We start from the raw sequence: 22,823 nt of genomic DNA, 5'->3' as shown, positions 1-22,823 counted from the left end.
TCGTCAAATAAGACGCTACGACAGGAATTGCAATCAACGCCTGAGTACAAGCCGCGCTGTCAACCAGCCGACGATCATCAACGCGAAGTCAACGTAAAGCCATTGGCGGACAACACCTGTATCGTCCATGTTGTAAGGCAGGTGGTACAGTGCCAACCCACCCAGGTTGTCGGGCAACGAAATGACCAGCAGCGCGGACGCATTGTTGAAGAAATGCAACGCGATAGCGGGGCCCAAGGTTCCGGATCGTGCCGTCAGGTCGGCAGTAATCAGGCCAAATACGCAGGCCCAAACCGTGATCACCAAGGCGTTGTCCCCCGCTGTTCCGGGGGCATAATGGCCCAGAGCGAACAGGATCGCTGGCAACCCCATCCAGACAACCGGCGAACGGAAACGGGCGGCAAGACCTTGTTGCAGGTATCCGCGAAACAGAATCTCTTCGGCACTGGTTTGAATCAGAACAGCCAGTGCCGACAGCGGCAGCAATAGTATCCACGTCGAAAACGCGAGATTGCGCATCAACGGATTGCCGAAGCTGTAAGGCGGCAGGATCAACAGCAGGATACCTAGCGCGAAAAGCGCGAACAGGACACGCCAGAACTGCGCAAGGGCAAGCGATCTCTGTCCGATGATCGACCACAGAGATCTGTGTTGAAACAGCCGCGCTGCAATCGCGATGCCTGCGGTGATGAAGGCAAAGCTGCCTAAGATGACAAACAGAGACAAGGGATCAGACCCGGACAGCATCTCAATTGCATCTTGCGGCGAGGATAGTCCGGACACCAATGCAAACATCACTGCATTTGCTGCCAGTACCAGCACGATTATCGTGCCAAACCCCACCAGCAACCGCCAGAATTCGGGTTTTTTCCGGGCTTCTGCCAACAGCATCTGATGGGCGGCATAAACCTGGTCCCACCGATCATCCGGCTGTGTCACGCCGCACCTCTTCTTCGATGGACGGATCACGAATGGCTTTGTTCGAGCTTTGCAGTCGCACGGACAACGCAGTCAGATAACCCGCAACGGTTTCCAGCAGTTGGACGGCAACGCCCGCGTCGCTTTCGATCACGGCGCGCAGTTCCTCGGCGCCGATCCGCAGGAAGGCGCAGTCCGTGTCGGCGACCAGGTCCAACTGCCTGGATTCCTTGGTGATAATGGCCAGATCGCCGATCAGCCGGCCGGGTTCGATGATAGAGATCGTGTTGACCTCACCATTGTCGTCCTGCCAGTTGAGTTTGGCCTGACCGCTAATGCACAGATACGCCGCATCCGGTGCCTGCCCGCGGGCAAAGATCACCTGATCGGCTGCGGCTTCGTACCATTGGGCGGAAAAAGCCAGGAGGCGCTGGTTGCGGCCATCCAGACGCGAAAACAGCTCGGTCGAGGAGATGATCTTGAGCTTGCGGCTCAGGTCATCCGGTGCGGCATCCTCGGCGTCGACATGCGTGCGGGAGACACCGTCAATCCGGCCATCTTTGATCTCGACAAACAGGTCATAGGCTTCGGGATGCGCAAAGTGATCTTCCATGAAGATCATGATCGATTCCGGTAGCAATTCGCGCAGCTTCAGCCGTGTGCGCAGCCGGCTTTCGGAATCGTGGCTGGCCAGTGCCTTGTCGAGGATCAGGATGTCAGGCCGTTTGATCCCGGCCCGCGAGAAGGCAACGCGTTCCTGGAACACCGTCGGCAAGTTGTTCCCGCCCAGGCCCGAGGGCAGGTCATAGATGATCGCGGCCAGTTGACGGCGCAACCCGGCCTCGTTCAGGACCTCGGCAACAAGATCTTCGATCTCTTCGGCTTTTGCACCCGCCAGAATGGACACCCGGCCATAGAGTGCATTTTCCATGACCGTCAGGCGCGGCAAATAGACATCCGGCGTGACCGGTACAAACATCCCGTTCATGGCCTTGCGCAGTTGTTCGGCCTGGTTTTGACGGATGGACAGGATCTTGTCCTTGTACTCATCCGGAAAGCTGGGTCCGATCTGTTCGGCCGTCAGCATGAAGGGCACGGTCAACAACAGTGAACGTTCCCGGTCGCTCAGGTCGGCGTCCCCTTTGCTTTGCCTGCGCTCTTCGATGTCGAGCAGGCGGTGATACATATCCTTGGACATGCCCAGCCGCAGAAACAGCGGGTGATCCGCGCCATCCCGACCAAAGGTTTGGTTCAGTGTTTCCAGAACCGCCTGTGAGATGTTCATTGCGTCATCATCCAGCGCATGCGTTCTGAGCATCGAAAGGAAACGACCGTCACCGGCCAGAAGGTCTGGCGAAATGTCCCGCGAAGGGGCCGAGAACAGAAGGTTGCCACCCAGCGGAACCGCCGGATTGAATTGGCCCGGATCGAAGCGGTAGACGTACTGATCCAGATCTTTTTCCCCGAGGCGCGTGGCAATGGTGTCGCGAAGGTTGACCACCTCCTGCGCCAGATTCGGATGCAGTCCGGGGTCGAATTGCGATCGCAGGGTACGGCGGAACATGAACTCATCAATGCCCATCGCTTCGACCAGTTTGAACCACCAGTCGCGGATGTCTTCGATATCGTCCAGACCGGCCAAACCGGGGTCAACCCATTCATCGCTGAGGGAATCGGGCGGGTTGCCCGCGCGCACGGCTTCGATCTGACGGCGCGACGGCAGCTTGATCGCGTCGGTTTCGTGCTGCGGGTGCGTGCGCAGCGGCATCAGCAGGTTGTCCCCCAGCGTACCATCGAACAGGTAGGGCCGCGAATAGGCATAACCGATCCGCGCGGCGATGACCTTTTGATGCAGGTCGTTAAGGTTATGCCCCGCCAGAATTACATCGCCCTGGGCAGGCAAAAGCTCACGTGTCAGGACCTGAGCCAGCGCGCTGCGTTCCGAGGCATGGGTGGACTTGATCGCCACGCGGGCGCCTTGCGGGATGGTCAGGTCGATATCCTCAAGGATCGTTTTGCCGTCATCGTCACGCACGGTGACGTTCTGAAGCTGGATATCCCCGTTCAGGCGCGGGATGCTTTCGGGTTCACCGTCGAAAAGGGCTTCGGGGATCATATTCGACGGCGCGAAACGCTCGGTCACGATTTCCCACCGCAGCGACATGTCCTGCACCTGGTTGTAATAGGTCAACAGGTCCTTCCACGGCCCGCTGAGATCTTTGTAAGCCCCCAACGCCGCGACGAGGGCTCCGACGGTGACCTCACCGGTGATCGCCAGATACCCGCCGACCGAATAGAACAGGAACGGCGTGATCTGGGTGATCAGGTTGTTGAGGAATTTCATGAAGAATTTCTTGTTGTAGATCTTGAACCGGATCTCGAACAAGGTTCCCAAACGATGGCTGAACTGCGCCAGCCGATAGCGCCAGCCGCCATTGGTGCGCAGGTCGCTGATCCCCGCGGCGCTTTCCCCGATTTCCGAGCTGAGCGCCCGAACCTCTTGAATGCGGTCTTTGTTCAGCAGGTTGATTTGGCGTTGCAGCTTGGGGATGATCCAGGCCTGCAGTGGGATCAATGCGATGCTGGCCAGCCCGAACCAGACGCTTTGCATGAACAGGAACGTCACGATGGTCATCATCTGGCCAAACTGGAACACGGGCTGGGCGATGGCATCGCCCATCAAACCGCCCATCGGTTCGGCCTCGGACGTGATCATCGATACCAGCTCACCCTGGCTGGTGGCCGCGAAGTAGGATCGGGGAAACCGCATAGACCGGCTGATCAGGGTGAACCGCAACCGGCGCAGCATCCGCTCGGCAAGAATGCCCTTCATCGTGTTGATTTTCATCTTCATCAGGCCGCTGGCGATCACTGTGGCCAGAAAGGCGAAGCACAGGATCAGTAGATACTGAATCTGCGTCACGGTTATCCCGAAGAAGGTCACCGTGCTTGTGGGTGCACCGATGGCGTCGTTGATGATCTGTTTGGGCAGCTCAAGCGACGCGTAGAGGAAGGGAAAGGACAATACCGTCAGAACCAGCAGGACCATCTGCTGTTTGCGCGAGTACTTCCAAATAAAGGAAAACAGGGTGCGTTCCATACCCAGATATTGCCCCAATAAATTGTATTTCAGGTTTGGCGAAATCTCTGCTCTGTCAGAGCGTCGAAGTTAAGCCCCGACCAGCGCTATTGCAAGAATTGCCCGGCTGATGGCAAGGAAAATGCAATCCGCTGAACAAAGGTTTACCGGATTCAGGGAAATTTCATCAGCAATCGTGCAACAAGGGTTATGCCGGTCGCCGACTTTGACTAAAGAGGGGCAAGCTGAGGTACAAGACGCAATGGGAAGAATGCTGGACCGTTTTATCAACCAGAAAATCCTGGCGCGCTGGCAGCGACTGGGGCGGCAGGTTGATACGACGCCGCTGTCTGCATTGCGAAAACAGCGCGATGATGCGCGGCAGCTGCGTCAGCGACTGGACCGGCTGATCCAAAAGGCCGACGGTCGCCTTGTGCGCCCCTTGGTCGGCTCGACCCAGATTGCCAAACCCATCGGAACAGATTGGAGCTGGCGGCCGGATGTCTGGCGAGAGCCTTTGGCCCAGCCGGGATTGGCCCCGGCACCGCGCAAGGCCGGTTTGGATCGGCAGGTTACGCTGTTTCACAATTGCGATCTGGCCCAGATCGGGCTGCGGCAACTGCGCAACCGGCGCGACCGGGATCTTGCCCCGTTCAGCCTGGCGATTGAGGTTTTCGAGTTTGCCGGTTCCTTTCTGTCGGTCGCAATCGAACTGCCCGCCGAGGGCACCGAGGGTCTGACCCGGCAACATCTGATCCGGGTCGGGGCGCAGATCGAAAGCGAACAGCCCGCCGGTATAATCGCCCGCCTCAACATCCAGCATGGTCCCAACACAGAACAGGTTCTGCGCGGGTTCGATTGTTCTGACCTCGGCTCGACCGTTGATTTTGATTTGGCGCATCTGAACCTGAACGAAAAGCGGATCGAAAAACTGTGGCTGGATTTGATCTTTGATCGCCCCGCCATGAACCGGGTTGTCATTCGCGACCTGACATTCTGCCGTCACCACCGCGCCGATCTGTAAGGAAATATGCCATGACAGAGATCACCCTGACCCCGACGCGGTTTCAGAACGGACTTTGGGAAGGTCTGATTTCGGCCCAGGCCGAACCGCAGGTCGAGGCATTGTATCTGGCCGAGCCTTTGCCTGACGTTGCTGTGGAACATACCACCGAAGGCTGGTCTCTGCGCGTTCCGGTTCCGATGGCTGCGCTGTCGGATGGGGTGCATACAATCCTCATCATGGACACTCAGACGCGCCAAAAGCTGGGTGATTTCACCATCATTGCCGGGTCCCCTGCGGCTGCGGGACTTCTGGCCGAAGTCGCTCTGCTACGGGCGGAATTGGACATGCTGAAACAAGTCGTGCGCCGCGCGTTGAGCTCGGACACGTAACACCAACAGCGGCGTCTTTGCGCCTAAATCTGTGATTTTTCTACCTGATCCTGCCGTTTCCGTGTTTCAATAAGGTAACGGGTCCAAACCAGGTGGGGATATGGAACGCAAAAGCATCGTGATGGTCATCGCGTTGATGGTGACCGGCTTTGGTATCGGTATCGACTTTACCGGCGCGCTGATGCTGGTCCCGGCGATCGAAGCCAGTTTTGACGCCGATATCACCAGCACGCAGTGGGTGCTGAACATCTATGCCCTGTTCTTTGCCATGACAATGGTTGCCGGAGGGCGGCTGGGCGACATGTATGGGCACCGAAAGATCATGATTGTCGGGTTGGCGATCTTTCTGTTCGCCTCGATCCTGTGTTTCGTCTCACCCGGTCTGGACTATCTGATCGGCGCGCGCGCCCTGCAGGGGATCGGGGCAGGTTGCGTCTGGCCCTGCACGCTGGCCTTCGGCGCCACCAAAGTGTCCAGGCCCGAACATCGGGCAATGGTGATGGGGATGATCCTGGCCGGTGTCACGACCGGCAACGTCTTTGGCCCGATGATCAGCGGTGCTGCGGTGAATTTTGGCGAATGGCGGCTGTTTTTCCTGGCCAATATTGTCTTTTCGTCGATCTCGATGGCGACAGCTGTTCTTGTGATGGAGAAAGAGACCGAGCACAAAAAGGGCGAGCATATCGATTTCGCCGGAATGGGCATCCTGTCTTTCGCGGTGTTGCTGCTGCTTTACGGGCTGGATGTCGGGGCGGATTGGGGATGGACCTCGGTCCCGCTTCTGCTGATGTTCTTTGTTAGCGCCGTGTTGTTCGTGGCCTTTCCACGGGTGGAAAAACGCGTCCAGGAACCTTTGTTGCTGCCGCAACTGATGCAGAACCGCGAGTTCATGATCACGCTGGGCTTGAACATGTTCAACGTTTCAGCCGCGTTTGTGGGTCTTTTGTATTTTCCACAATACATGCAAAAGGTTCTGGGCTGGTCAGTGTTTCAATCCGCGCTGGGCCTGGCACCGCTGACCGTTCTGCTGGCGGTTGGCTCTATCGTTTCGGGCACTCTCTATAACGACTTTGGCCCCAAACGACTTTTGTTCTGGGGCTATACTGTGGCCACTATCGGGGCCGCTACGGTTGTGGTGTTGCCAGCATCGTGGGGGTATTTCCAGATCTTGCCGGGTATGGCGATGATTGGGCTGGGGGCGACCCTGACGGTTGGCCCGTCGGGCACTGCGGCGGTTTGCGCCGTCAAACCCGAACGCGCCGGGCTGGTCGGTGGGCTCAGCTTTATGACGCATCTGTGCTATGGCGCTATCGCGGTCGCCTGTGCCACGGCCATCATGTATGTCACCAGTCTGGCGTCATTGGGCAAACAGCTGGCGGCAGACGGGATCACCATGACGACGGCAGATCAGAAGGTGATCAATGGCGGGTCGCTGACCACCGACTCGGCCAAAGCCGTGATGCAGCATTTCAACGCGCAAGAGGCGGAAAAGATAAAGGCCGCGCTATCGGCGGCCTTTGATTCCGGGATGAACATGGCCTTTGTGTTTGCCATGTTCTCAGTGGCGATCGGTATCGTTCTCGCGCTGATGCTGGACGAAAACAAACTGCACAAGATAGAAAGTTAGGTGGGCCGCGCCGGGCGCGACCCGCAACATTACTGAGACTTCACAGGTTCGGTCGGGCGGAACGCTGACAGTCCTTTCAGGATGTCGATGGCGTAGGCCAACTGATAGTCCTGCTCGCGCAGCTCTGCTGTGGCTTCGGCCTTGGCGCGATCTTCCTCGATCTGCCGGATCTCGTCATCGCTCAGGCTGTCATTGTTCAGACTGCCGCGCAAATTGGCCTCGGACCGGGTGCGGACGTTGGATTCTTCTTCCTCTTCGGTCGCAGGCGCAGGGCGCGGCTGTTCGACGATGATATCAGGGCTGACACCCAGCGCCTGGATCGAACGTCCCGACGGCGTGTAATACCGCGAGGTCGTCAGGCGCATCGCGCCATCGCCCCGCAACGGCATGACCGTCTGGACCGAGCCTTTGCCAAAGCTCTTGGTGCCCACGATGATGGCGCGGTTGTGATCCTGCAGCGCACCGGCCACGATTTCCGATGCCGAGGCAGAGCCGCCATTGATCAGAACGACAATCGGCTTGCCCTGGGTCAGATCGCCCGCTGTTGCGTTGAACCGCTCTCCGTCTGCCGGGTCGCGGCCCCGGGTCGAGACAATCTCGCCCTCATCCAGGAACGCATCCGACACCTTGATGGCCTGCGTCAGCAGACCGCCGGGGTTGTTGCGCAGGTCCAGAACAACGCCGTTCACCTTGTCGATACCGCCCGCTTCTTCGATCTGCTCTTCCAGCCCCTCTTTGAGGTTCGGGAAGGTCTGATCGTTGAAAGTGGTCACACGCAGCACGACGCTGGTACCTTCGGTACGGGCCCGGACGGCGGTCAGTTTGATGGTGTCGCGGATGATCGTGACGTCGAAGGGCTCGGGCTCGCCTTCGCGAACAACGGTAATGACAATCTCAGAGCCTACCGGGCCGCGCATCAGTTCAACCGCACTATCAAGCGTCAGACCCAGAATGCTTTCGCCATCCACATGGGTGATGAAGTCCCCCGCCTCGATCCCGGCTTCATCCGCGGGGGTTTCGTCAATGGGTGAGACGACTTTGACGAAGCCTTCTTCCTGTGTGACTTCGATTCCCAGCCCGCCAAATTCACCGCGCGTCTGCACGCGCATCTGTTCGGCGTCGTCGGGCGACAGATAGCTGGAATGCGGATCAAGCGAGGTCAACATGCCGTCAATCGCCGCTTCGATCAGCTCATCGGTTTCGACCTCTTCGACATATTGTGCGCGGATGCGTTCGAAAATGTCACCAAACAGATCCAGTTGCTGGTAAACGCTGGCCTTGTTTTCCGCCTCTTGCGCAAGCAAAGGTCCAGCGACCTGAGTGGTTGCAGCGATCCCTGCCACGGTTCCCGCCAATGCGGCCACAACAAATTTTTTCATACTCGTTTATCCATCCTTGTCAGTCCGGAACCATGATTCCGGATCCACGGGGCTGTTGTCTTGTCTTACCTCTATATAGAGCGTTTCTGAACGGTCAGTTCCAGTGCCATCACCGCTTGTTGACATTATAGCGCCGATTTCGGGCGATTCACCCGGCATCAACCCGACCGGAGTGCCCTGGGGGATGACCTCGCCGGCTTGTCCGTAAACTTCCTGCAGACCCGAGAACACGAACAGAAGACCGGGTTGGGGCTCAAGAATGATCAGATTGCCCAGATCCAGCAGGGGCCCCCGGTATCGGATCGTCGCGGCGGTGGGCGATACCACAAGCGCCCGTGCCCGCGTGCCCAGCACCACACCGGGGCGGGTCACGCCAGCGGCGTCGGTTTCACCTGCGCGGTGCAGCACGATCCCGCGGGTCGGCAAGGCGATGTCACCCTTTTGATCCGAGATGTCGGCGTCAATGTCTGGGATTTCCCCTTCCGAGATTTCAGACAGCCCGCTTGCGAACCCTTCCAACGTTTCTGTCGAAGAGATCAGGATCGCCGTGCGCACCGGATCTTCGACAAATCGGCGGGGCAGGTTGGTGCGGTCCGCGATGGCCGTGCTCAGCTGTGTGCGGGCGTCCTGCACACCGGTCAGGCCCTGTGTCAGGGTTTCCGTTGCGTTTTGCTGCAGCTGACGCAGGGTTTGAACTTCTCGCAGGTCGTTTTCGAGCGCTTGCGCGCGGGCGTTCAGGCCGGGTGTAACCTCGGACAGCATCATGCCGGTGCGCGCCGCGCCCAGCGGGCCGGAGGGGTGTAGCATCAAGACGGGCGGTGCCGTGGTTTCGATGGTCTGCAAAACACCCAGCAACTGCGCCACGTCGTTTTCGCGCGCGCGCAATTCTGCGGTCAGTTGCGCCTCGCGCAGCGCGGCCCGGCGCAGGCTGTCGCGCATGGCGCTTAGACCTGCCTCATAGGCCTGAATGGTGTCCGTTAGTGCCTTGACCCGATCGCGCGCACCTTCCGCCTCGTTCAGTGCAATCGATGCCCGTTCCAGCTGTTCTGCGGCAGCCAACGCGGCATCGGAAGCTGCGTTCTGGGCCAGCGCCGGGCCAGCCCAAAACAAAACCACCGCTATGAGCACGCGTGCCTTCATGAAATCAGGCTTTCGCCGGTCATTTCCGGCGGCTTGGGCAGGGTCATCAGATCCAGAATCGTTGGTGCCAGATCGGACAGGCGCCCCTGCCGGAGTTTGGCCCCTTCAGGACCGCCAACAAGTGCAACCGGTACCGGGTTCAGCGTGTGCGCCGTGTGCGGTCCACCGGTCTCGGGGTCCACCATCACCTCGCAATTGCCATGATCTGCTGTCACAATCATCGCACCGCCTGCCTTCTCCAACGCGGCAACAACCTGCGTAAGACCGCGATCCACCGCTTCGCACGCTTTGATGGCGGCCTGCAGATCACCGGAATGGCCCACCATGTCGGGGTTGGCATAATTGGTGACGATCAGATCGTACCCGGCCTCGATGGCTTCGACGAATTTCTCAGTTACTTCGCCTGACGACATTTCGGGCTGCATGTCATAGGTGGCCACTTTGGGCGATTTCGGCATGAACCGGTCTTCGCCGGGCTCGGGGGCCTCTTTCCCACCGTTGAGGAAGAAGGTGACATGCGGATATTTCTCGGTCTCGGCTAAGCGGAACTGACGCAGGCCTTGCTTGGCCACCCATTCGCCCAGCGTGTTCACGATGTCGCGCTTCGGGAAAACGGTGGTCATGTAGGCGTTGTGGCCGTCCGAGTATTCGACCATGCCCATCAATGCCGACAGGGTGGGGCGGGGACCGGTGTCAAAATCGGCAAATCCGGGTTCGCCAATCGCGCGCAGGATTTCACGGGCCCGGTCGGCGCGGAAGTTGAGGCAAAAGAACCCGTCGCCATCCCGCAGTCCGGCATAGTCACCGACCACGGTGGGGATGATGAATTCATCGGTTTCCGATTGCCCGTAGGCATATTCAACCGCCGCAGACGCAGAGGGTTTGTGGCGGCCCTGACCGTGGATCATGGCGGCAAAGGCCAGGCTCACCCGTTCCCAGCGATTGTCGCGGTCCATGGCATAGTATCGCCCGCAAACGGTGACCACATTGGCCCCGTCGGGCAGGCGATCTTCCAATTCGGCGATGAACTCGGATGCAGATTTGGGGGCCACGTCACGCCCGTCAGTTACAGCGTGCAACACCACCGGAACACCCGCATCGGTGACCGCCTTGGCTGCGGCGATGATATGGTTGAGATGCCCGTGTACTCCGCCGTCGGACACCAGCCCCATAAGATGCGCGGCGCCGCCTGCGGCTTTCACCTTGGCGATGAAGTCCTGCAGCGCGGCGTTGTCGAAGAATGAGCCATCCTCGATTGCCAGATCAATCTGACCCAGATCCATAGCAACCACGCGGCCGGCGCCGATATTGGTGTGCCCGACCTCGGAATTGCCCATCTGGCCACTGGGCAGGCCCACATCCGGCCCATGCGTGATCAGCTGCGCATGCGGTCCCTTTGACATGATTGCGTCAAAGGTCGGCGTGTCGGCCAAATATGGCGCGTTGGCTGATGTGTCGTCGGACAAGCCCCATCCGTCAAGAATACATAGGACAACGGGCTTGGGGGCAGGCATGATAGCTCTCCGGTTACGGCTCTTGGGTTTTCTTCTACCCTTTGGCCGCCTCGGGTTGAACCGCCTTTTGGGGCGGTTCAGGAAGAATTAATCCGACGTGGTTTTGTAGTCCGCAAAAGGCCGTGCCTTGCGGTCGCGGTACTTCACGGTCAGCTCCAGCGGCGCGTCGTTTTCATCATAGATTCCGATCATGATGCCGGTGCCGCCGCTGTTGCCGCGCATGTTCAACAACTGCTCGGACGACCGGGTGGTGCGCTGTGACGGTCTGCGGGCCCATGCGAACAGGTGATCGTACATCTGGGCGATGATTTCGGCATGTTCGGCGCTGTCGCCCAGATCGACCAACTCGTTCGGATCGTTCTCAAGATCGAACAGGATGGGGCGGAACCCACCTTCGCTATGGATCAGTTTCCACTTTTCGGTGGCGACCATGAACATGACCGCCTCGCGCACCGACACACCCAACCGCGCCGCGATAGGCGAGGCCGAATAGTCGTATTCGCAGATAGCAAAATCGCGCGGCGTTCGGTCGGCCTGCCCATGCAGGATTGGCAATAGGGAATGGCCTTCGAGGATATGATCCCCGGGTTCACCTCCTGCTATGTTCACAAAGGTCGGTGCCAGATCGATGGATTCCACCAGCGCATCGCAGGTGGTGCCGCGCGTCGCGTCTGCCTCGGGCGAGGGGTCATATATGATCAGCGGCATTTTGGTCGAGGCATCGTGGAAGAACGTCTTTTCCCCCATCCAATGATCGCCCAGAAAGTCCCCGTGATCCGAGGTCAGTACGATCATCGTATCCTGCATCCGGCCCGTCTGTTCCATCCAGTCAAACAGCCGCCCCATCTGATCGTCGGCCTGTTTGATCAGCCCCATATAGGCCGGGATCACCGCGTCGCGCACATCCTGACGCGAGAAGGTTTCGCCGATCTTGGTATCCATGAACGCCTTGAGCACCGGGTGCGCGTTTTGACGTTCGGCGTCAGATCGCACCACTGGCAGGACATGCTGAGGTCCGTACATTGAGGCATAGGGTTCAGGTACGATATAAGGCCAGTGCGGCTTGATGTAACTCAGATGGCAGCACCACGGGCCTTCGCGGCCTTCCATGAACTCGATGCCGCGGGTGGTCAGATAGGGCGTCTCGCTGTCTTCTTCGGCGATATTTGCGGGCTCGGAAGAGTTCTTGAGGAACCAGCCCGACAGAACGTTCCCGTCCGCATCCAGACCGGAGTTCGCGAAATCATGCCAGGGGTTGTCGCTGTCATAGCCTTTGGCCTTCAGGTGTTCATTGTATTTCAAGGCCCCACCTGGATCGTAGAATCCATCCGGCCCTTCGGCCCGTAGCCCATCGTCGCGTTCGAACACGTCAAACCCGCATTCGGCCACGCGGGCGCCGATCACGCTGTCAGGCTCCAGCCCCAGCCGGGCCATGCCCTCGGCATCGGCGGCCATGTGGGTTTTGCCGACTAGCCAGCACTCCATCCCCGCCTTGCGCAGGTGATCGCCCAGAGTGATCTCGCCGACCTTCAGCGGAATGTTGTTCCACGAGGCCCCATGCGAATGCACGTACCGGCCCGTATAGGTCGACATGCGAGAGCTGCCGCAGATCGGCGACTGGATATAGGCCCGGGTGAACCGCATGCCTTTGGCGGCCAGACGGTCGATATTGGGGGTATGCAGATGCGGATGTCCGTAACAGCTGAGGTAATCCCAGCGCAGCTGATCGAACATGATGAAAAGGACGTTCTTGGCTTTGGTCATGCCAAGAGTGGTAGCCTAGCCTTCCATCCGCTGCAGCATTTTTTTCGCGCGCTTGCATTGAAGCTGATCACGCAGCGGGCTGTCGGGGTCGATATCCTTCTGGCACACAACGCATTTGTCGGCACCAGAGATCGCGTTCAAACCACCGCAGCTGCCCTTGATGGTTTTGCCCATCAGCATAACGCCCAGCGACATGCCAACCATGATGATCAGAAGAAGACCAAATGCCAGAATGAAAGTCGTCATGATGGGTCCTACCGGTCAGTTGGTGCCAAGGGCGTCTTTGAACGCGCTGCTTTGAACAGTGATATAGGCATCATCGCCGCTTGTCACATCCCGTGAGATGAAGAACACGGCAAGTTTATGTTCTTCGGCCAGCTTCATACCCGCATCCTGACCCAGGGCCAGCATCGCGGTGGCCCAGGCATCCGCCATCATCGCGTTTTCCGCCAGAACCGTCACCGATGTGGTATGGTGCGTGATCGGACGCCCGGTCGTGGGATCAATGATATGCGAATAGCGCACGCCATCCTGCTCGAAGAAATTCTTGTAGTCGCCCGAGGTCGCCATGCCCCGATTGTCCAGCGGCACGATCAGTTGCAGGTCCTGCGACCCGGCATCGGGTTTCTCAACGCCGATGCGCCAGCTTTCGCCCTTGTCGTTTTCGCCTTTGGCAACAACGTCGCCGCCAATCTCGACCAGGTAGTTCTCGATCCCTGTCCCGGCCAGCGTTTCGGCGACCGCGTCAATGCCATAACCTTTGGCAATGGCCGACAGGTTGATGCCCACGCCGGGATCAGATTTGGACAATGTGCCGGTCTGCGTGTCCAGCGCCAGCAGGCGGGACTGCCCGACCGCATCCAGCGCCGCCTGGATATCCGCATCCGAGGGCACAGGATCTTCGGGTTTGCGCGGGCCAAAGCCCCACAGCTCGATCAGCGGGCCGAGCGTGACATCGAACGTGCCGCCGGATTTGTCATGCACATCATTTGCAGCGGCGATGACGGTGGCAAATTCGGGCGAAACGGATACCGGGTCGGTCGACGTTGATGCAGAGAAGGTCGAGACCTCGGAATTGGGGTCCCAGTTTGACATCTTGGCGTTGACATCCGCCAGGGTTGCTTCGACGGCAGAGGCCAGCGCGTTTTCATCCAGATCGTCGCCAATGGCCGTGATGTTGAACGTGGTTCCCATCGTCTCACCGGACAAGCTGACGACGTCGGGCTCGCTGTCGAACAGGCAGCCGGAAACAAGGCATGTCAGGGCCAGTGCTGTCAAATGGCGCATAAAGCGACCTCCTGAAAAATCTGTGCCCGGCGTATGACAGCGCCCCAGATCAGAGTCAAACCTCTGTCATATTTTCAACGGCAGAAAACCCAGCGCCAAAAGGCCGATCGCTGCAGGGACGCCAAACAGCCAGGCGCGTTTCTGCCAGCCTGGTGTCTGCTGTTTCCAGACCCTTCGGAAATTGTGGCCACAGACTACCACGCCCAGAAAGATCAAAGCGGCCACTGGCGGGGTCAGATAGAGCTGGCCGTCTGACATGATTTTCCCTTTCCCGCAGCGCAGTTGCCCCGATTCTCAATTTGCACCCTATACAGTCCAAATCTCTGCGATAAGGTAGAAGGACAGCCAATTTCGAAAGACCGAGGAGACCGCCCATGGCCCCAAGCTCTTACCAGCCCCCGACACGCGGCGACAAGGCCGGCAAGACCACCCGCAGTCAATCGGTCGAGTCCAACCTGTCCCAGACCAATACGACTGTTGCCAAGCTGCTGGAAGGAAAGGGAGACGCGGTTATTGCGGTGCGGCCCAATGATACGATCCACGCGGTGGTCGACATCCTGCGCGACAAACGTATCGGGGCTGTGGTTGTCACAGATCAGAATGGGGCGCTACAGGGCATCCTCTCGGAACGGGATATTGTGCGCCGCATGGCTGACACACCCGGCCAGACCTTGCCGCAATCGGTCGAGGATCTGATGACAAAAGACGTCAAAACATGCGCGCCGGAAGATACCTTGAACGATGTGCTGAAAACCATGACCGAAGGCCGCTTTCGTCATATGCCCGTGGTCAATGACAGCGGGTTGCGTGGGGTGATCACCATTGGCGACGTGGTCCATTTCCGCCTGAAAGAGCTGGAATACGAAGCGCTGCGTATGAAGCAGATGATCGTCGGCTAGCGCTACAGCCGCGTAAGACCCTTTGAACTGGTCGAAATGAACTGAACCTGTCCGTCAGAGACATCTGCCGCGGTCAGGTGGTCTGTGACGAAGGCCCCGGTATCCACCGAAATAACCCCGTTCGCAGCCCGGGGGTCTGTGACAATGGTATGCCCATGAGCAACCCATTGCCCATCCGTTCGCAACCGGTCACGAAAACGGGGATGCCCCCAAAGGCAAACCTTGTCCGATTGATGTGCGACCGATTTGGCAGGATCGAGGGCTGCGTGGACTGCTGTGACGTTTCCGCTGGTCCAGATCAACGGGAGGTTTGAAATCCAGTCCAGCAATGGCTGGCCCATCGCCTGTCGCAATTCCTGCGCCATCTGAACGACATCCGATTGGCGGGTGTCGACGCCAAAGGACTCCAATGTCCTGTCACCGCCGTTGAACAGCCACATGCGCGCCATCTGGGTCGGGTTGTCCAGGAATTGCAGCAGCATGTCTTCGTGATTGCCCTTGAGGCAGATCACCTGTCGGTCGGCTTCCTGGCTGAGCGCGTGCAAATGGTGCAACACCTGCGCGCTGTCCTGGCCGCGGTCAACGCAGTCTCCGACAAAGACAAGCGTCCGGTCTGTGTCAAGCGCGGGCAGCAGCATCTGCAATAGGTCGAACCGCCCGTGAATATCCCCGATGACATAGAAGCGTTCATCCGGAGAGATTGTGGACAGATCAAACGCGGGCCTTTGCGAAAAGAGCTTCTTGATGAGCCGAACAACCATGGGGTTCTTCCCTAGCGCGCGTTTCATCGCGCGACAATCGCGAATTTTCCGGACCTGCCCGGGTCAAAATTCGCTTGACGATCCCGCCCGGAAGGTTTCCTTGAAAGCACTGAGGCATTGAACGGTGGTTGCATATGAAACGAGTTTTGATCACCGGGACGGCCGGGTTTATTGGATTTCATCTGGCAAAACTGCTGCTGGCCGAAGGGTTCCACGTTCACGGCTATGACGGGCTGACCGATTATTACGATGTCACGCTCAAGCAGAGGCGCCATCAGATGCTTATGCAGAACCCGGGCTTTGCGGCCACCGAAGGGATGCTGGAGGATTATGATCGCCTGGTTCAGGTGGCCGATGACTTCAATCCCGATGTGATCATCCACCTCGCGGCACAGGCCGGGGTGCGCTATAGCCTTGAGAACCCGCGTAGCTATGTCGAGTCGAACGTGTTGGGCACATTCAACGTGATGGAAGTCGCACGTCAGCACAAAGTGGAACATCTGCTGATGGCCTCGACCTCATCCATCTACGGCGCGAACGAGGATATGCCGTTCACCGAAGTCGACAAGGCCGACAACCAGCTGACCATCTACGCGGCGACGAAAAAGGCCAACGAGGCGATGGGCCATTCCTATGCGCATCTGTGGGACTTGCCGACAACGATGTTTCGGTTCTTCACGGTCTACGGCACCTGGGGTCGACCCGATCTGGCTTATTTCAAGTTTGTCGATCTGATCCTGAACGACAAACCGATAGACGTTTATAATCACGGCGACATGTATCGCGACTTCACCCATGTAGAGGATCTGGTGCGTGGTATCCGGTTGCTGATCGACGTGCCGCCCGTGCGCCCCGAAAGCGCAGATGAGATCGAAGAGGGCGACAGTCTGTCGCCGGTGGCGCCGTATCGTGTTGTGAATATCGGCAATGGCGACAAGGTCCGGCTGCTGGATTTCATCGAAGCCATCGAAGAAGCTGTGGGGCAAAAAGCCGTTCGGAACTACATGCCGATGCAAATGGGTGATGTACCTGCCACATGGGCTGATAACAGCCTGCTGCAGCGATTGACGGGATATAAACCGCAGACCGAACTCAAGGATGGTATCGCACAATTCGTTGCGTGGTATCGCGACTACTACGGAAAATAAAAAAACCGGCGCAGGTGGCGCCGGTTTTCTGTATCTCTTACCCGCCGAAATCGTCGAGCATGATGTCTTCACGGTCCACGCCCAGATCCAGCAGCATGTTGATGACCGACTGGTTCATGATTGGTGGGCCACACATATAGTATTCGCAATCTTCGGGCGCGGGGTGGTTCTTGAGGTATTCTTCGAACAGAACGTTGTGGATGAAGCCGGTATAGCCCTTCCAGTCATCCTCGGGCTGCGCATCCGAAAGCGCCACATGCCAGTCGAAATTGTCGAACTCTTCGGCCAGCGTGTCGAAATCCTCGACAAAGAACATCTCTTTCTTGGACCGCGCACCATACCAGAAGCTGATCTTGCGGTTGCGGTTCTCAAGGCGCTTGAGCTGATCAAAGATGTGGCTACGCATGGGCGCCATACCTGCACCACCGCCGATGAACACCATCTCTTTTTCCGTCTCACGGGCAAAAAACTCGCCAAACGGACCGGATATTGTGACTTTGTCGCCCGGTTTCAGGTTGAAGATGTAAGATGACATCTGACCCGCAGGAATGCCTTCGGAGCCCGGAGGCGGCGAAGCGACCCGGACGTTCAGCATGATCATGCCTTTCTCATCCGGATAGTTGGCCATCGAATAGGCGCGTTCGATCGGCTCGCTCACGACAGAATCGTATTGCCATAGATTGAAGCGGTCCCAGTCCTCGCGGTATTCCTCCTCAACGTCGAAATCGGTGTATTTCAACTGGTGGGCAGGGGCTTCAATCTGGATATAACCACCAGCGCGGAAGTTCACGTCTTCGCCTTCGGGCAGGTCCAGCGTCAGTGCCTTGATGAAGGTCGCCACGTTCTCGTTCGAGCGGACCGTGCATTCCCACTTTTTGACGCCAAAGACCTCTTCGGGAACCTCGATATCCATGTCCTGCTTCACGGCCACCTGACAGGACAGGCGGTCACCACAAGCAGCCTCACGCTTGGTGATGTGGCTTTCCTCGGTGGGCAGGATCGATCCGCCGCCCGAATGCACACGCACGCGGCACTGTGCGCAGGTGCCACCACCGCCACAGGCCGATGGTACGAACAGCTTTTCTGCCGCCAGCGTTTGCAGCAATTTGCCGCCTGCCGGGACCGAGACGGTCTTTTCGCCGTTAATGGTGATGTTCACGTTGCCCGTCGACACCAGCCGCGAGCGGGCGGCCATGATGATCGCGACCAACGCGATCACGATCACGGTAAAGAGTGCGACGCCTAAGGTAAAAGTTTCCATTGCCGGCCCCTTACAGTTTCACGCCCGAGAAGGACATGAAGGCCATCGCCATCAGTCCTGCGGTGATGAAGGTGATGCCAAGACCCTGCAGACCATCGGGAATGTCCGAGTATTTCAGCTTTTCCCGAACACCTGCCATCGCGGTGATCGCCAGCGCCCAACCAAAGCCCGAAGACAGACCATAGGTCGCCGCCTCGGCAAAGTTATAGTCGCGTTCTACCATGAACAGCGAACCACCCAGGATCGCGCAGTTCACCGTGATCAGCGGCAGGAAGATCCCCAGCGCGTTGTAGAGCGGCGGGAAGTATTTATCGAGGATCATCTCAAGGATCTGAACCATCGCCGCGATCACGCCGATATAGGAAATCAGGCCAAGAAAGGTCAGATCCACATCAGGGAACCCGGCCCAGGACAGCGCGCCCGGTTTCAGCAGGTAGTTCAGCAGCAGGTTGTTGGTGGGCACGGTAATGGCCTGCACCACCATGACCGAGATGCCCAAACCCAGCGCGGTCGAAATCTTCTTGGATACGGCGATGAAGGTACACATCCCCAGAAAGAAGCTGAGCGCAAGGTTTTCGACAAAGATGGCCTTTACGGCCAGAGAAATCAGACCTTCCATCAGTGCGCCTCTACCTGCTGGATTTTGTATTCACGTTCCTCGACTTGATTTGGCTTCCACGTGCGGAAGGCCCAGATGATCAGACCGATGATGAAAAACGCCGAGGGCGGTAGCAGCAGCATGCCGTTGGGCACGTACCAGCCACCATTATTGACCGTCTGCAGGATAGTGACGCCAAACAGTGACCCGGCGCCAAACAGCTCACGAATGAAACCGACCAGCAGCAGGATCAGACCATAGCCCATGCCATTGCCCATCCCGTCGATGAAGGACGCAACGGGTGGGTTCTTCATGGCAAACGCCTCGGCCCGACCCATCACGATACAGTTGGTGATGATCAGGCCCACGAACACGGACAGCGTTTTCGAAATCTCAAACGCGTAGGCTTTGAGGATCTGGTCCACCAGGATCACCAGCGAGGCGATGATGACCATCTGCACGATGATCCGGATCGAGCCGGGGATCTGGTTGCGCAGGCACGAGATGAAGAAGGACGAGAACGAGGTCACGAAGATCACCGCCAGCGCCATTACCATCGACACCTGCAGCGACGAGGTCACCGCCAGTGCCGAACAGATGCCCAGCACCTGCAAGGTGATCGGGTTGTTGTCGACAAGCGGGTCGACCAGCATCTCTTTTTTGGTCTGGGACATCAAATCTCTCCTGCTTGCAGTTTGGCCAGGAACGGGGCGTAGCCCGCATCGCCCATCCAGAATTTCACCAGGTTGTCGACACCAACCGAAGTCAGCGTCGCCCCCGCCAGCGCATCGACATAGAAATCGGGGCCTGCGGCGGGTTGTGATTTGGCGACCGTGATCTGCAGATCACCATTGTCATCACGCAGCTTCTTGCCGCTCCACAGGGCTTTCCAACGGGGGTTGTCCACCTCGGCGCCCAAGCCCGGGGTTTCACCGTGCTGATAGAATTGCAGGCCGTAGATGTCGTTGCCGTTGTTTTCCAGCGCGATAAAGCCATAGAGCGTCGACCAGAGGCCATAGCCGTGCAGCGGCAGGATCACCTTGTCCAGGTCGCCCGCATCATCGCGCAGCAGGTAGATAACACGGTAGAGCGATTTGCGTCCAATTCCGGCCGGGTCATCCTCCAGCGCGACGCTGAGTTCCGGGTCATTGGCGGCGGCGATATCGTCAAACGTGGTCGGGTCGAAGCGATCATCGACAAACGCACCGGTCGACAGTTCCAGCACATGCGGCTCGAACGCGGCGAAGGCTTCGGTCACGTCGATGCCGGGCTCATAGACGCCAGCAACTTGCAGAACGTTGACCTGCTTGTCCTTGAGGCGGTTGGCATCCTGCACCGGGCGCAGGCTGACTGCGGCAGCGGACACGACCATCGAGGCGACCAGACAGACGGCGACCGCAACGAAAATCGTCTTGCCAACCGTATCTGGCGAGGCAGCCAGGAACCGGGCAATCGCGCCTTTGGGTTCTTGAGGTTGCGGATCAGACATGGCGACGCGCCCTCCGTTTGATGTTGGCCTGAACGACGAAATAGTCGATCAGCGGTGCAAAGACGTTCCCGAACAGGATTGCCAGCATCATGCCTTCGGGGAAAGCCGGATTGATCACGCGGATCATCACAACCATGACACCGATCAGCGCGCCGTAGATATAGCGGCCCAGATTGGTGTGGCTGGCCGAAACCGGCTCGGTCACCATGAAGGCCAGGCCAAAGGCGTATCCGCCGATGACGATGTGCCAGTACCAGGGCATGGCAAACATCGGGTTGGTGTCCGAGCCAATCAGGTTCAGCAACAGGGTAAAGCCGATAGTCCCGGCCAGACAGCCGAGGATCAGGCGGTAGTTGGCGATTTTGGTGGTCAACAGGAACGCCAGGCCGATCATACAGGCCAGCGTCGAGGTCTCACCAAAACTGCCCTGAATCGTGCCGAAGAAGGCATTCCACCAGGTGATGCCGTCGGTGGCCAGTGCCTGATAGCCTTGCGATGCTGAGACCGACAACGCTGTAGCACCCGAAAAGCCGTCAACCGGGGTCCAGACCGTGTCACCCGACATGCTGGCCGGATAGGCGAAATACAAAAACGCCCGACCCACCAGTGCGGGGTTGAGAAAGTTCTTGCCCGTGCCGCCAAACACCTCTTTGCCGATCACGACGCCAAAGATGATCCCCAGCGCCACCTGCCACAGAGGTGCCGAAGCTGGCATGATCAGGGTATAAAGCATTGAGGTTACGAGGAAACCTTCGTTCACTTCGTGACCGCGCACAGTGGCAAAGATCACCTCGAAGATACCACCGGCAACCAGCGTGACGATGTAGATCGGCAAAAAGTACATCAGGCCGTGCATGACACAGGCAAAAAGGCTGTCAGGATTCAGCGAAATGCCGAATGTCTGCAAAATCGCAATCCGCCAGCCGGTCGCCGCATCCGGCCCAAGCGTGGCAATGGCTGAGTTCGCCTGATAGCCGGTATTGTACATCCCCCACAGAATGCAGGGGATCGTCGCGATCACGACATAGGTCATGATCCGCTTCATATCCACGTAGGACCGCGCATGCGGTGCGGCAGTAGTGACGGTTTTCGGAGTGTAGATGAAGCTTTCGACCATCTCGTAGATGGGGAAATACTTCTCGTACTTGCCGCCCTTGGTAAAGTTTGGCTCGATCCGATCGAAGAAGCTGCGCAAACCCATGTGGATCAGCCCTCCTTTTCAATCTTGGTCAGGCAGTCGCGCAGCGCCAGCCCGTATTCATATTTCGCCGGACAGGCAAAGCCCACAAGGCCCAAATCCTCTTCGTCCAACTCCAGCGCACCCAGTGCCTGCGCCGTGTCGGTGTCCATCACCAGCAACGCGCGCAGCAGCTGAGTGGGCAGATAGTCCTGCGGCATCAGCTCTTCGAAGGTGCCGGTCGGCACCATGGCGCGGCGGCCACCGTTGAGGTTCGAGGTGAATGCATAGAGCTTTTTGGCAAAGGCCGAGCCCAGAACCGGCTGTACGGCGTATTTCGATGGCATCGGAAGGATCCAGCCCAGCGTGTTCTGGTCGTGATCTTCGCGGATGATCGAGATTTGGCGCGCAAAACGCCCCAGATAAGCGGTCGGACCCTCGGCGTGACGGCCCGACAGGATCGAGCCCGAGATAATCCGCGCGGTGCCGTCGACATTGACCTCGTCACGGGTCAGGTCCTCGATCGAGGCCCCCATCACAGTGCGGATCAGCCGCGGTTGACGCGCCCCGGGGCCGGACAGGGCCACAACGATGTTTGCATCCAGGTGACCGGTTTGCATCAGGCGCCCGATGGCAATGACGTCTTGATATCCAATGGTCCAGACCTGTTTGTCGCCCGCCAGTGGCTCAAGAAAATGGATATGTGTTCCAGCCAGACCAGCGGGGTGAGGGCCCGAGAAGGATGCGGCCTCAACGCCTGGCACATCACCGCCCGGCACCGACGCGCCGTCCTGATGGCACAGATAAGTTGTACCTTCCGTCAGGTTGGACACCGCCGCCAGTCCTGCAGCAAACGCGTCACCCGCATCGGAGATGATCAGGGCCGCATCGGGGGCCAGCGGATCGCTGTCCATGGCGGTGACAAATATTGCCGCGGGCTTGGTGCCGGGTTCAGGCATCTTGGAATAAGGCCGGGTGCGGAATGCGGTCCACAGACCGGCGGCGCACAGCTTGGCCGTCACGCCTTCGGCCGTGTCGGCATCTCCGACGCCGGAAAAGTCAACACCGGCATCGTTCGGGTCAGACACCTGAACCACAACGCTTTGCAACACCCGGCGCGCGCCGCGGTTAATCGCGACGACCTTGCCGCTCAGCGGGGCGACCATCATCGCCTTCGGTGCGTCCTTGTGACAGAGCAGCGGTGTTCCGCGCTGAACCTCATCCCCTTCCTGCACCAGCATCTTGGGTTTGAGGCCGATATAGTCCCCACCCAGCACAGCGACCGAGGAGAACTCGGGGCCCGGCTGGATCTTTTGTTCGGGTGCGCCCTCAACCGGAAGGTCCAGCCCTTTTTTCAGTTTGAAAGTCTGCATGTCGCTTTGTTCTT

Annotated in this window: 21 protein-coding genes; 5 read left to right on the top strand and 16 right to left on the bottom strand. The window is 58.6% G+C overall.

Translation table 11 applies throughout. The annotated features are described in order from the left end of the window. Positions 1-33 precede the first annotated feature (33 nt). Positions 34-939 carry a CPBP family intramembrane glutamic endopeptidase gene (locus ACR0AG_RS11030; RefSeq protein WP_480838736.1) on the bottom strand — a complete coding sequence of 302 codons (906 nt, stop codon included), beginning with the start codon at positions 937-939 and terminating at the stop codon, positions 34-36. Next, positions 923-4,018 carry an ABC transporter transmembrane domain-containing protein gene (locus tag ACR0AG_RS11025; protein ID WP_480838734.1) on the bottom strand — a complete coding sequence of 1,032 codons (3,096 nt, stop codon included), beginning with the start codon at positions 4,016-4,018 and terminating at the stop codon, positions 923-925. The genes ACR0AG_RS11030 and ACR0AG_RS11025 overlap by 17 nt, the downstream gene beginning before the upstream one ends. A 241-nt stretch (positions 4,019-4,259) precedes the next feature. Here ACR0AG_RS11025 and ACR0AG_RS11020 point away from each other — a divergent pair, with 241 nt between their 5' ends. From ACR0AG_RS11020 to ACR0AG_RS11010, 3 genes are all read left to right on the top strand, one after another. Beyond that, the gene (locus ACR0AG_RS11020) at positions 4,260-5,021 is read left to right on the top strand and encodes a DUF6478 family protein (RefSeq protein WP_480838732.1); all 762 of its coding nucleotides are present in this window, start codon (positions 4,260-4,262) and stop codon (positions 5,019-5,021) included. A gap of 11 nt (positions 5,022-5,032) precedes the next feature. Then, a complete protein-coding gene (locus ACR0AG_RS11015; protein ID WP_480838730.1) occupies positions 5,033-5,392 on the top strand; it encodes a hypothetical protein in 360 nt (119 codons plus the stop codon). 100 nt (positions 5,393-5,492) lie between these two features. Further along, a complete protein-coding gene (locus ACR0AG_RS11010) occupies positions 5,493-7,019 on the top strand; it encodes an MFS transporter (RefSeq protein ID WP_480838728.1) in 1,527 nt (508 codons plus the stop codon). Between the two features lie 29 nt (positions 7,020-7,048). On the opposite strand, the gene ACR0AG_RS11005 is transcribed toward ACR0AG_RS11010, so the two are convergent. The 7 genes from ACR0AG_RS11005 to ACR0AG_RS10975 form a co-directional block, all read right to left on the bottom strand. Then, positions 7,049-8,398 carry a S41 family peptidase gene (locus ACR0AG_RS11005; RefSeq protein WP_480838726.1) on the bottom strand — a complete coding sequence of 450 codons (1,350 nt, stop codon included), beginning with the start codon at positions 8,396-8,398 and terminating at the stop codon, positions 7,049-7,051. A 6-nt stretch (positions 8,399-8,404) separates the two neighbouring features. Next, complete coding sequence (locus ACR0AG_RS11000) at positions 8,405-9,538, bottom strand: murein hydrolase activator EnvC family protein (protein ID WP_480838724.1); 1,134 nt, start codon at positions 9,536-9,538, stop codon at positions 8,405-8,407. Beyond that, positions 9,535-11,052: a 2,3-bisphosphoglycerate-independent phosphoglycerate mutase gene (gene gpmI, locus ACR0AG_RS10995; RefSeq protein WP_480838722.1), complete on the bottom strand. Its 1,518-nt coding sequence runs from the start codon at positions 11,050-11,052 to the stop codon at positions 9,535-9,537. Before gpmI ends, ACR0AG_RS11000 begins: the two co-directional genes overlap by 4 nt. Before the next feature lie 87 nt (positions 11,053-11,139). After that, a complete protein-coding gene (locus tag ACR0AG_RS10990) occupies positions 11,140-12,816 on the bottom strand; it encodes a sulfatase-like hydrolase/transferase (RefSeq protein ID WP_480838720.1) in 1,677 nt (558 codons plus the stop codon). A 15-nt stretch (positions 12,817-12,831) separates the two neighbouring features. Continuing rightward, positions 12,832-13,062, bottom strand: a complete 231-nt coding sequence (nqrM, locus tag ACR0AG_RS10985) for a (Na+)-NQR maturation NqrM (protein WP_170573522.1) — start codon at positions 13,060-13,062, stop codon at positions 12,832-12,834. Positions 13,063-13,077: 15 nt separating this feature from the next. Continuing rightward, positions 13,078-14,103, bottom strand: coding sequence for an FAD:protein FMN transferase (locus ACR0AG_RS10980; protein WP_480838718.1), 1,026 nt, complete (start codon positions 14,101-14,103; stop codon positions 13,078-13,080). 66 nt (positions 14,104-14,169) lie between these two features. Continuing rightward, a complete protein-coding gene (locus ACR0AG_RS10975) occupies positions 14,170-14,361 on the bottom strand; it encodes a hypothetical protein (RefSeq protein ID WP_480838716.1) in 192 nt (63 codons plus the stop codon). A 116-nt stretch (positions 14,362-14,477) separates the two neighbouring features. Between ACR0AG_RS10975 and ACR0AG_RS10970 the strand changes: the two genes are divergently transcribed. Next, positions 14,478-15,002, top strand: a complete 525-nt coding sequence (locus ACR0AG_RS10970) for a CBS domain-containing protein (RefSeq protein ID WP_480838714.1) — start codon at positions 14,478-14,480, stop codon at positions 15,000-15,002. 2 nt (positions 15,003-15,004) lie between these two features. On the opposite strand, the gene ACR0AG_RS10965 is transcribed toward ACR0AG_RS10970, so the two are convergent. Beyond that, on the bottom strand, positions 15,005-15,763 hold the full coding sequence (locus tag ACR0AG_RS10965; protein WP_480838712.1) for a metallophosphoesterase: 759 nt from the start codon (positions 15,761-15,763) through the stop codon (positions 15,005-15,007). 134 nt (positions 15,764-15,897) lie between these two features. On the opposite strand from ACR0AG_RS10965, the gene ACR0AG_RS10960 reads away from it, so the two are divergent. Beyond that, on the top strand, positions 15,898-16,911 hold the full coding sequence (locus ACR0AG_RS10960; protein ID WP_480838710.1) for an NAD-dependent epimerase/dehydratase family protein: 1,014 nt from the start codon (positions 15,898-15,900) through the stop codon (positions 16,909-16,911). Positions 16,912-16,948: 37 nt separating this feature from the next. Here ACR0AG_RS10960 and nqrF read toward each other — a convergent pair whose 3' ends face one another. The 6 genes from nqrF to ACR0AG_RS10930 are packed head-to-tail and all read right to left on the bottom strand — an operon-like array spanning position 16,949 to position 22,809. Beyond that, positions 16,949-18,172, bottom strand: a complete 1,224-nt coding sequence (nqrF, locus tag ACR0AG_RS10955) for an NADH:ubiquinone reductase (Na(+)-transporting) subunit F (RefSeq protein ID WP_480838708.1) — start codon at positions 18,170-18,172, stop codon at positions 16,949-16,951. A 10-nt stretch (positions 18,173-18,182) separates the two neighbouring features. Continuing rightward, entirely contained in the window at positions 18,183-18,791 is a 609-nt protein-coding gene (nqrE, locus tag ACR0AG_RS10950) for an NADH:ubiquinone reductase (Na(+)-transporting) subunit E (protein ID WP_170389343.1), read from the bottom strand. Beyond that, the gene (locus ACR0AG_RS10945) at positions 18,791-19,444 is read right to left on the bottom strand and encodes an NADH:ubiquinone reductase (Na(+)-transporting) subunit D (protein WP_170710614.1); all 654 of its coding nucleotides are present in this window, start codon (positions 19,442-19,444) and stop codon (positions 18,791-18,793) included. Before ACR0AG_RS10945 ends, nqrE begins: the two co-directional genes overlap by 1 nt. Further along, on the bottom strand, positions 19,444-20,259 hold the full coding sequence (locus ACR0AG_RS10940) for a Na(+)-translocating NADH-quinone reductase subunit C (RefSeq protein WP_480838706.1): 816 nt from the start codon (positions 20,257-20,259) through the stop codon (positions 19,444-19,446). The genes ACR0AG_RS10945 and ACR0AG_RS10940 overlap by 1 nt, the downstream gene beginning before the upstream one ends. Further along, on the bottom strand, positions 20,252-21,460 hold the full coding sequence (locus ACR0AG_RS10935; protein ID WP_480838704.1) for an NADH:ubiquinone reductase (Na(+)-transporting) subunit B: 1,209 nt from the start codon (positions 21,458-21,460) through the stop codon (positions 20,252-20,254). Before ACR0AG_RS10935 ends, ACR0AG_RS10940 begins: the two co-directional genes overlap by 8 nt. Before the next feature lie 5 nt (positions 21,461-21,465). Beyond that, positions 21,466-22,809 (bottom strand): Na(+)-translocating NADH-quinone reductase subunit A, encoded by a 1,344-nt coding sequence (locus tag ACR0AG_RS10930; RefSeq protein WP_480838702.1) that lies wholly within the window; start codon positions 22,807-22,809, stop codon positions 21,466-21,468. Between the last annotated feature and the right edge of the window lie 14 nt (positions 22,810-22,823).

It is taken from the genome of Ruegeria sp. H6 (assembly GCF_056532975.1).
This window is presented reverse-complemented; position numbering and strand designations above follow the sequence as displayed.

Excerpts from the sequence above, each read along its gene's own strand:
- ACR0AG_RS11025 (WP_480838734.1), bottom strand. The coding sequence starts at position 4,018 with ATGGAACGCACCCTGTTTTCCTTTATTTGGAAGTACTCGCGCAAACAG.
- ACR0AG_RS11020 (WP_480838732.1), top strand. The coding sequence starts at position 4,260 with ATGGGAAGAATGCTGGACCGTTTTATCAACCAGAAAATCCTGGCGCGC.
- ACR0AG_RS11015 (WP_480838730.1), top strand. The coding sequence starts at position 5,033 with ATGACAGAGATCACCCTGACCCCGACGCGGTTTCAGAACGGACTTTGG.
- ACR0AG_RS11010 (WP_480838728.1), top strand. The coding sequence starts at position 5,493 with ATGGAACGCAAAAGCATCGTGATGGTCATCGCGTTGATGGTGACCGGC.
- ACR0AG_RS11005 (WP_480838726.1), bottom strand. The coding sequence starts at position 8,398 with ATGAAAAAATTTGTTGTGGCCGCATTGGCGGGAACCGTGGCAGGGATC.
- ACR0AG_RS11000 (WP_480838724.1), bottom strand. The coding sequence starts at position 9,538 with ATGAAGGCACGCGTGCTCATAGCGGTGGTTTTGTTTTGGGCTGGCCCG.
- gpmI (WP_480838722.1), bottom strand. The coding sequence starts at position 11,052 with ATGCCTGCCCCCAAGCCCGTTGTCCTATGTATTCTTGACGGATGGGGC.
- ACR0AG_RS10990 (WP_480838720.1), bottom strand. The coding sequence starts at position 12,816 with ATGACCAAAGCCAAGAACGTCCTTTTCATCATGTTCGATCAGCTGCGC.
- nqrM (WP_170573522.1), bottom strand. The coding sequence starts at position 13,062 with ATGACGACTTTCATTCTGGCATTTGGTCTTCTTCTGATCATCATGGTT.
- ACR0AG_RS10980 (WP_480838718.1), bottom strand. The coding sequence starts at position 14,103 with ATGCGCCATTTGACAGCACTGGCCCTGACATGCCTTGTTTCCGGCTGC.
- ACR0AG_RS10975 (WP_480838716.1), bottom strand. The coding sequence starts at position 14,361 with ATGTCAGACGGCCAGCTCTATCTGACCCCGCCAGTGGCCGCTTTGATC.
- ACR0AG_RS10970 (WP_480838714.1), top strand. The coding sequence starts at position 14,478 with ATGGCCCCAAGCTCTTACCAGCCCCCGACACGCGGCGACAAGGCCGGC.
- ACR0AG_RS10965 (WP_480838712.1), bottom strand. The coding sequence starts at position 15,763 with ATGGTTGTTCGGCTCATCAAGAAGCTCTTTTCGCAAAGGCCCGCGTTT.
- ACR0AG_RS10960 (WP_480838710.1), top strand. The coding sequence starts at position 15,898 with ATGAAACGAGTTTTGATCACCGGGACGGCCGGGTTTATTGGATTTCAT.
- nqrF (WP_480838708.1), bottom strand. The coding sequence starts at position 18,172 with ATGGAAACTTTTACCTTAGGCGTCGCACTCTTTACCGTGATCGTGATC.
- nqrE (WP_170389343.1), bottom strand. The coding sequence starts at position 18,791 with ATGGAAGGTCTGATTTCTCTGGCCGTAAAGGCCATCTTTGTCGAAAAC.
- ACR0AG_RS10945 (WP_170710614.1), bottom strand. The coding sequence starts at position 19,444 with ATGTCCCAGACCAAAAAAGAGATGCTGGTCGACCCGCTTGTCGACAAC.
- ACR0AG_RS10940 (WP_480838706.1), bottom strand. The coding sequence starts at position 20,259 with ATGTCTGATCCGCAACCTCAAGAACCCAAAGGCGCGATTGCCCGGTTC.
- ACR0AG_RS10935 (WP_480838704.1), bottom strand. The coding sequence starts at position 21,460 with ATGGGTTTGCGCAGCTTCTTCGATCGGATCGAGCCAAACTTTACCAAG.
- ACR0AG_RS10930 (WP_480838702.1), bottom strand. The coding sequence starts at position 22,809 with ATGCAGACTTTCAAACTGAAAAAAGGGCTGGACCTTCCGGTTGAGGGC.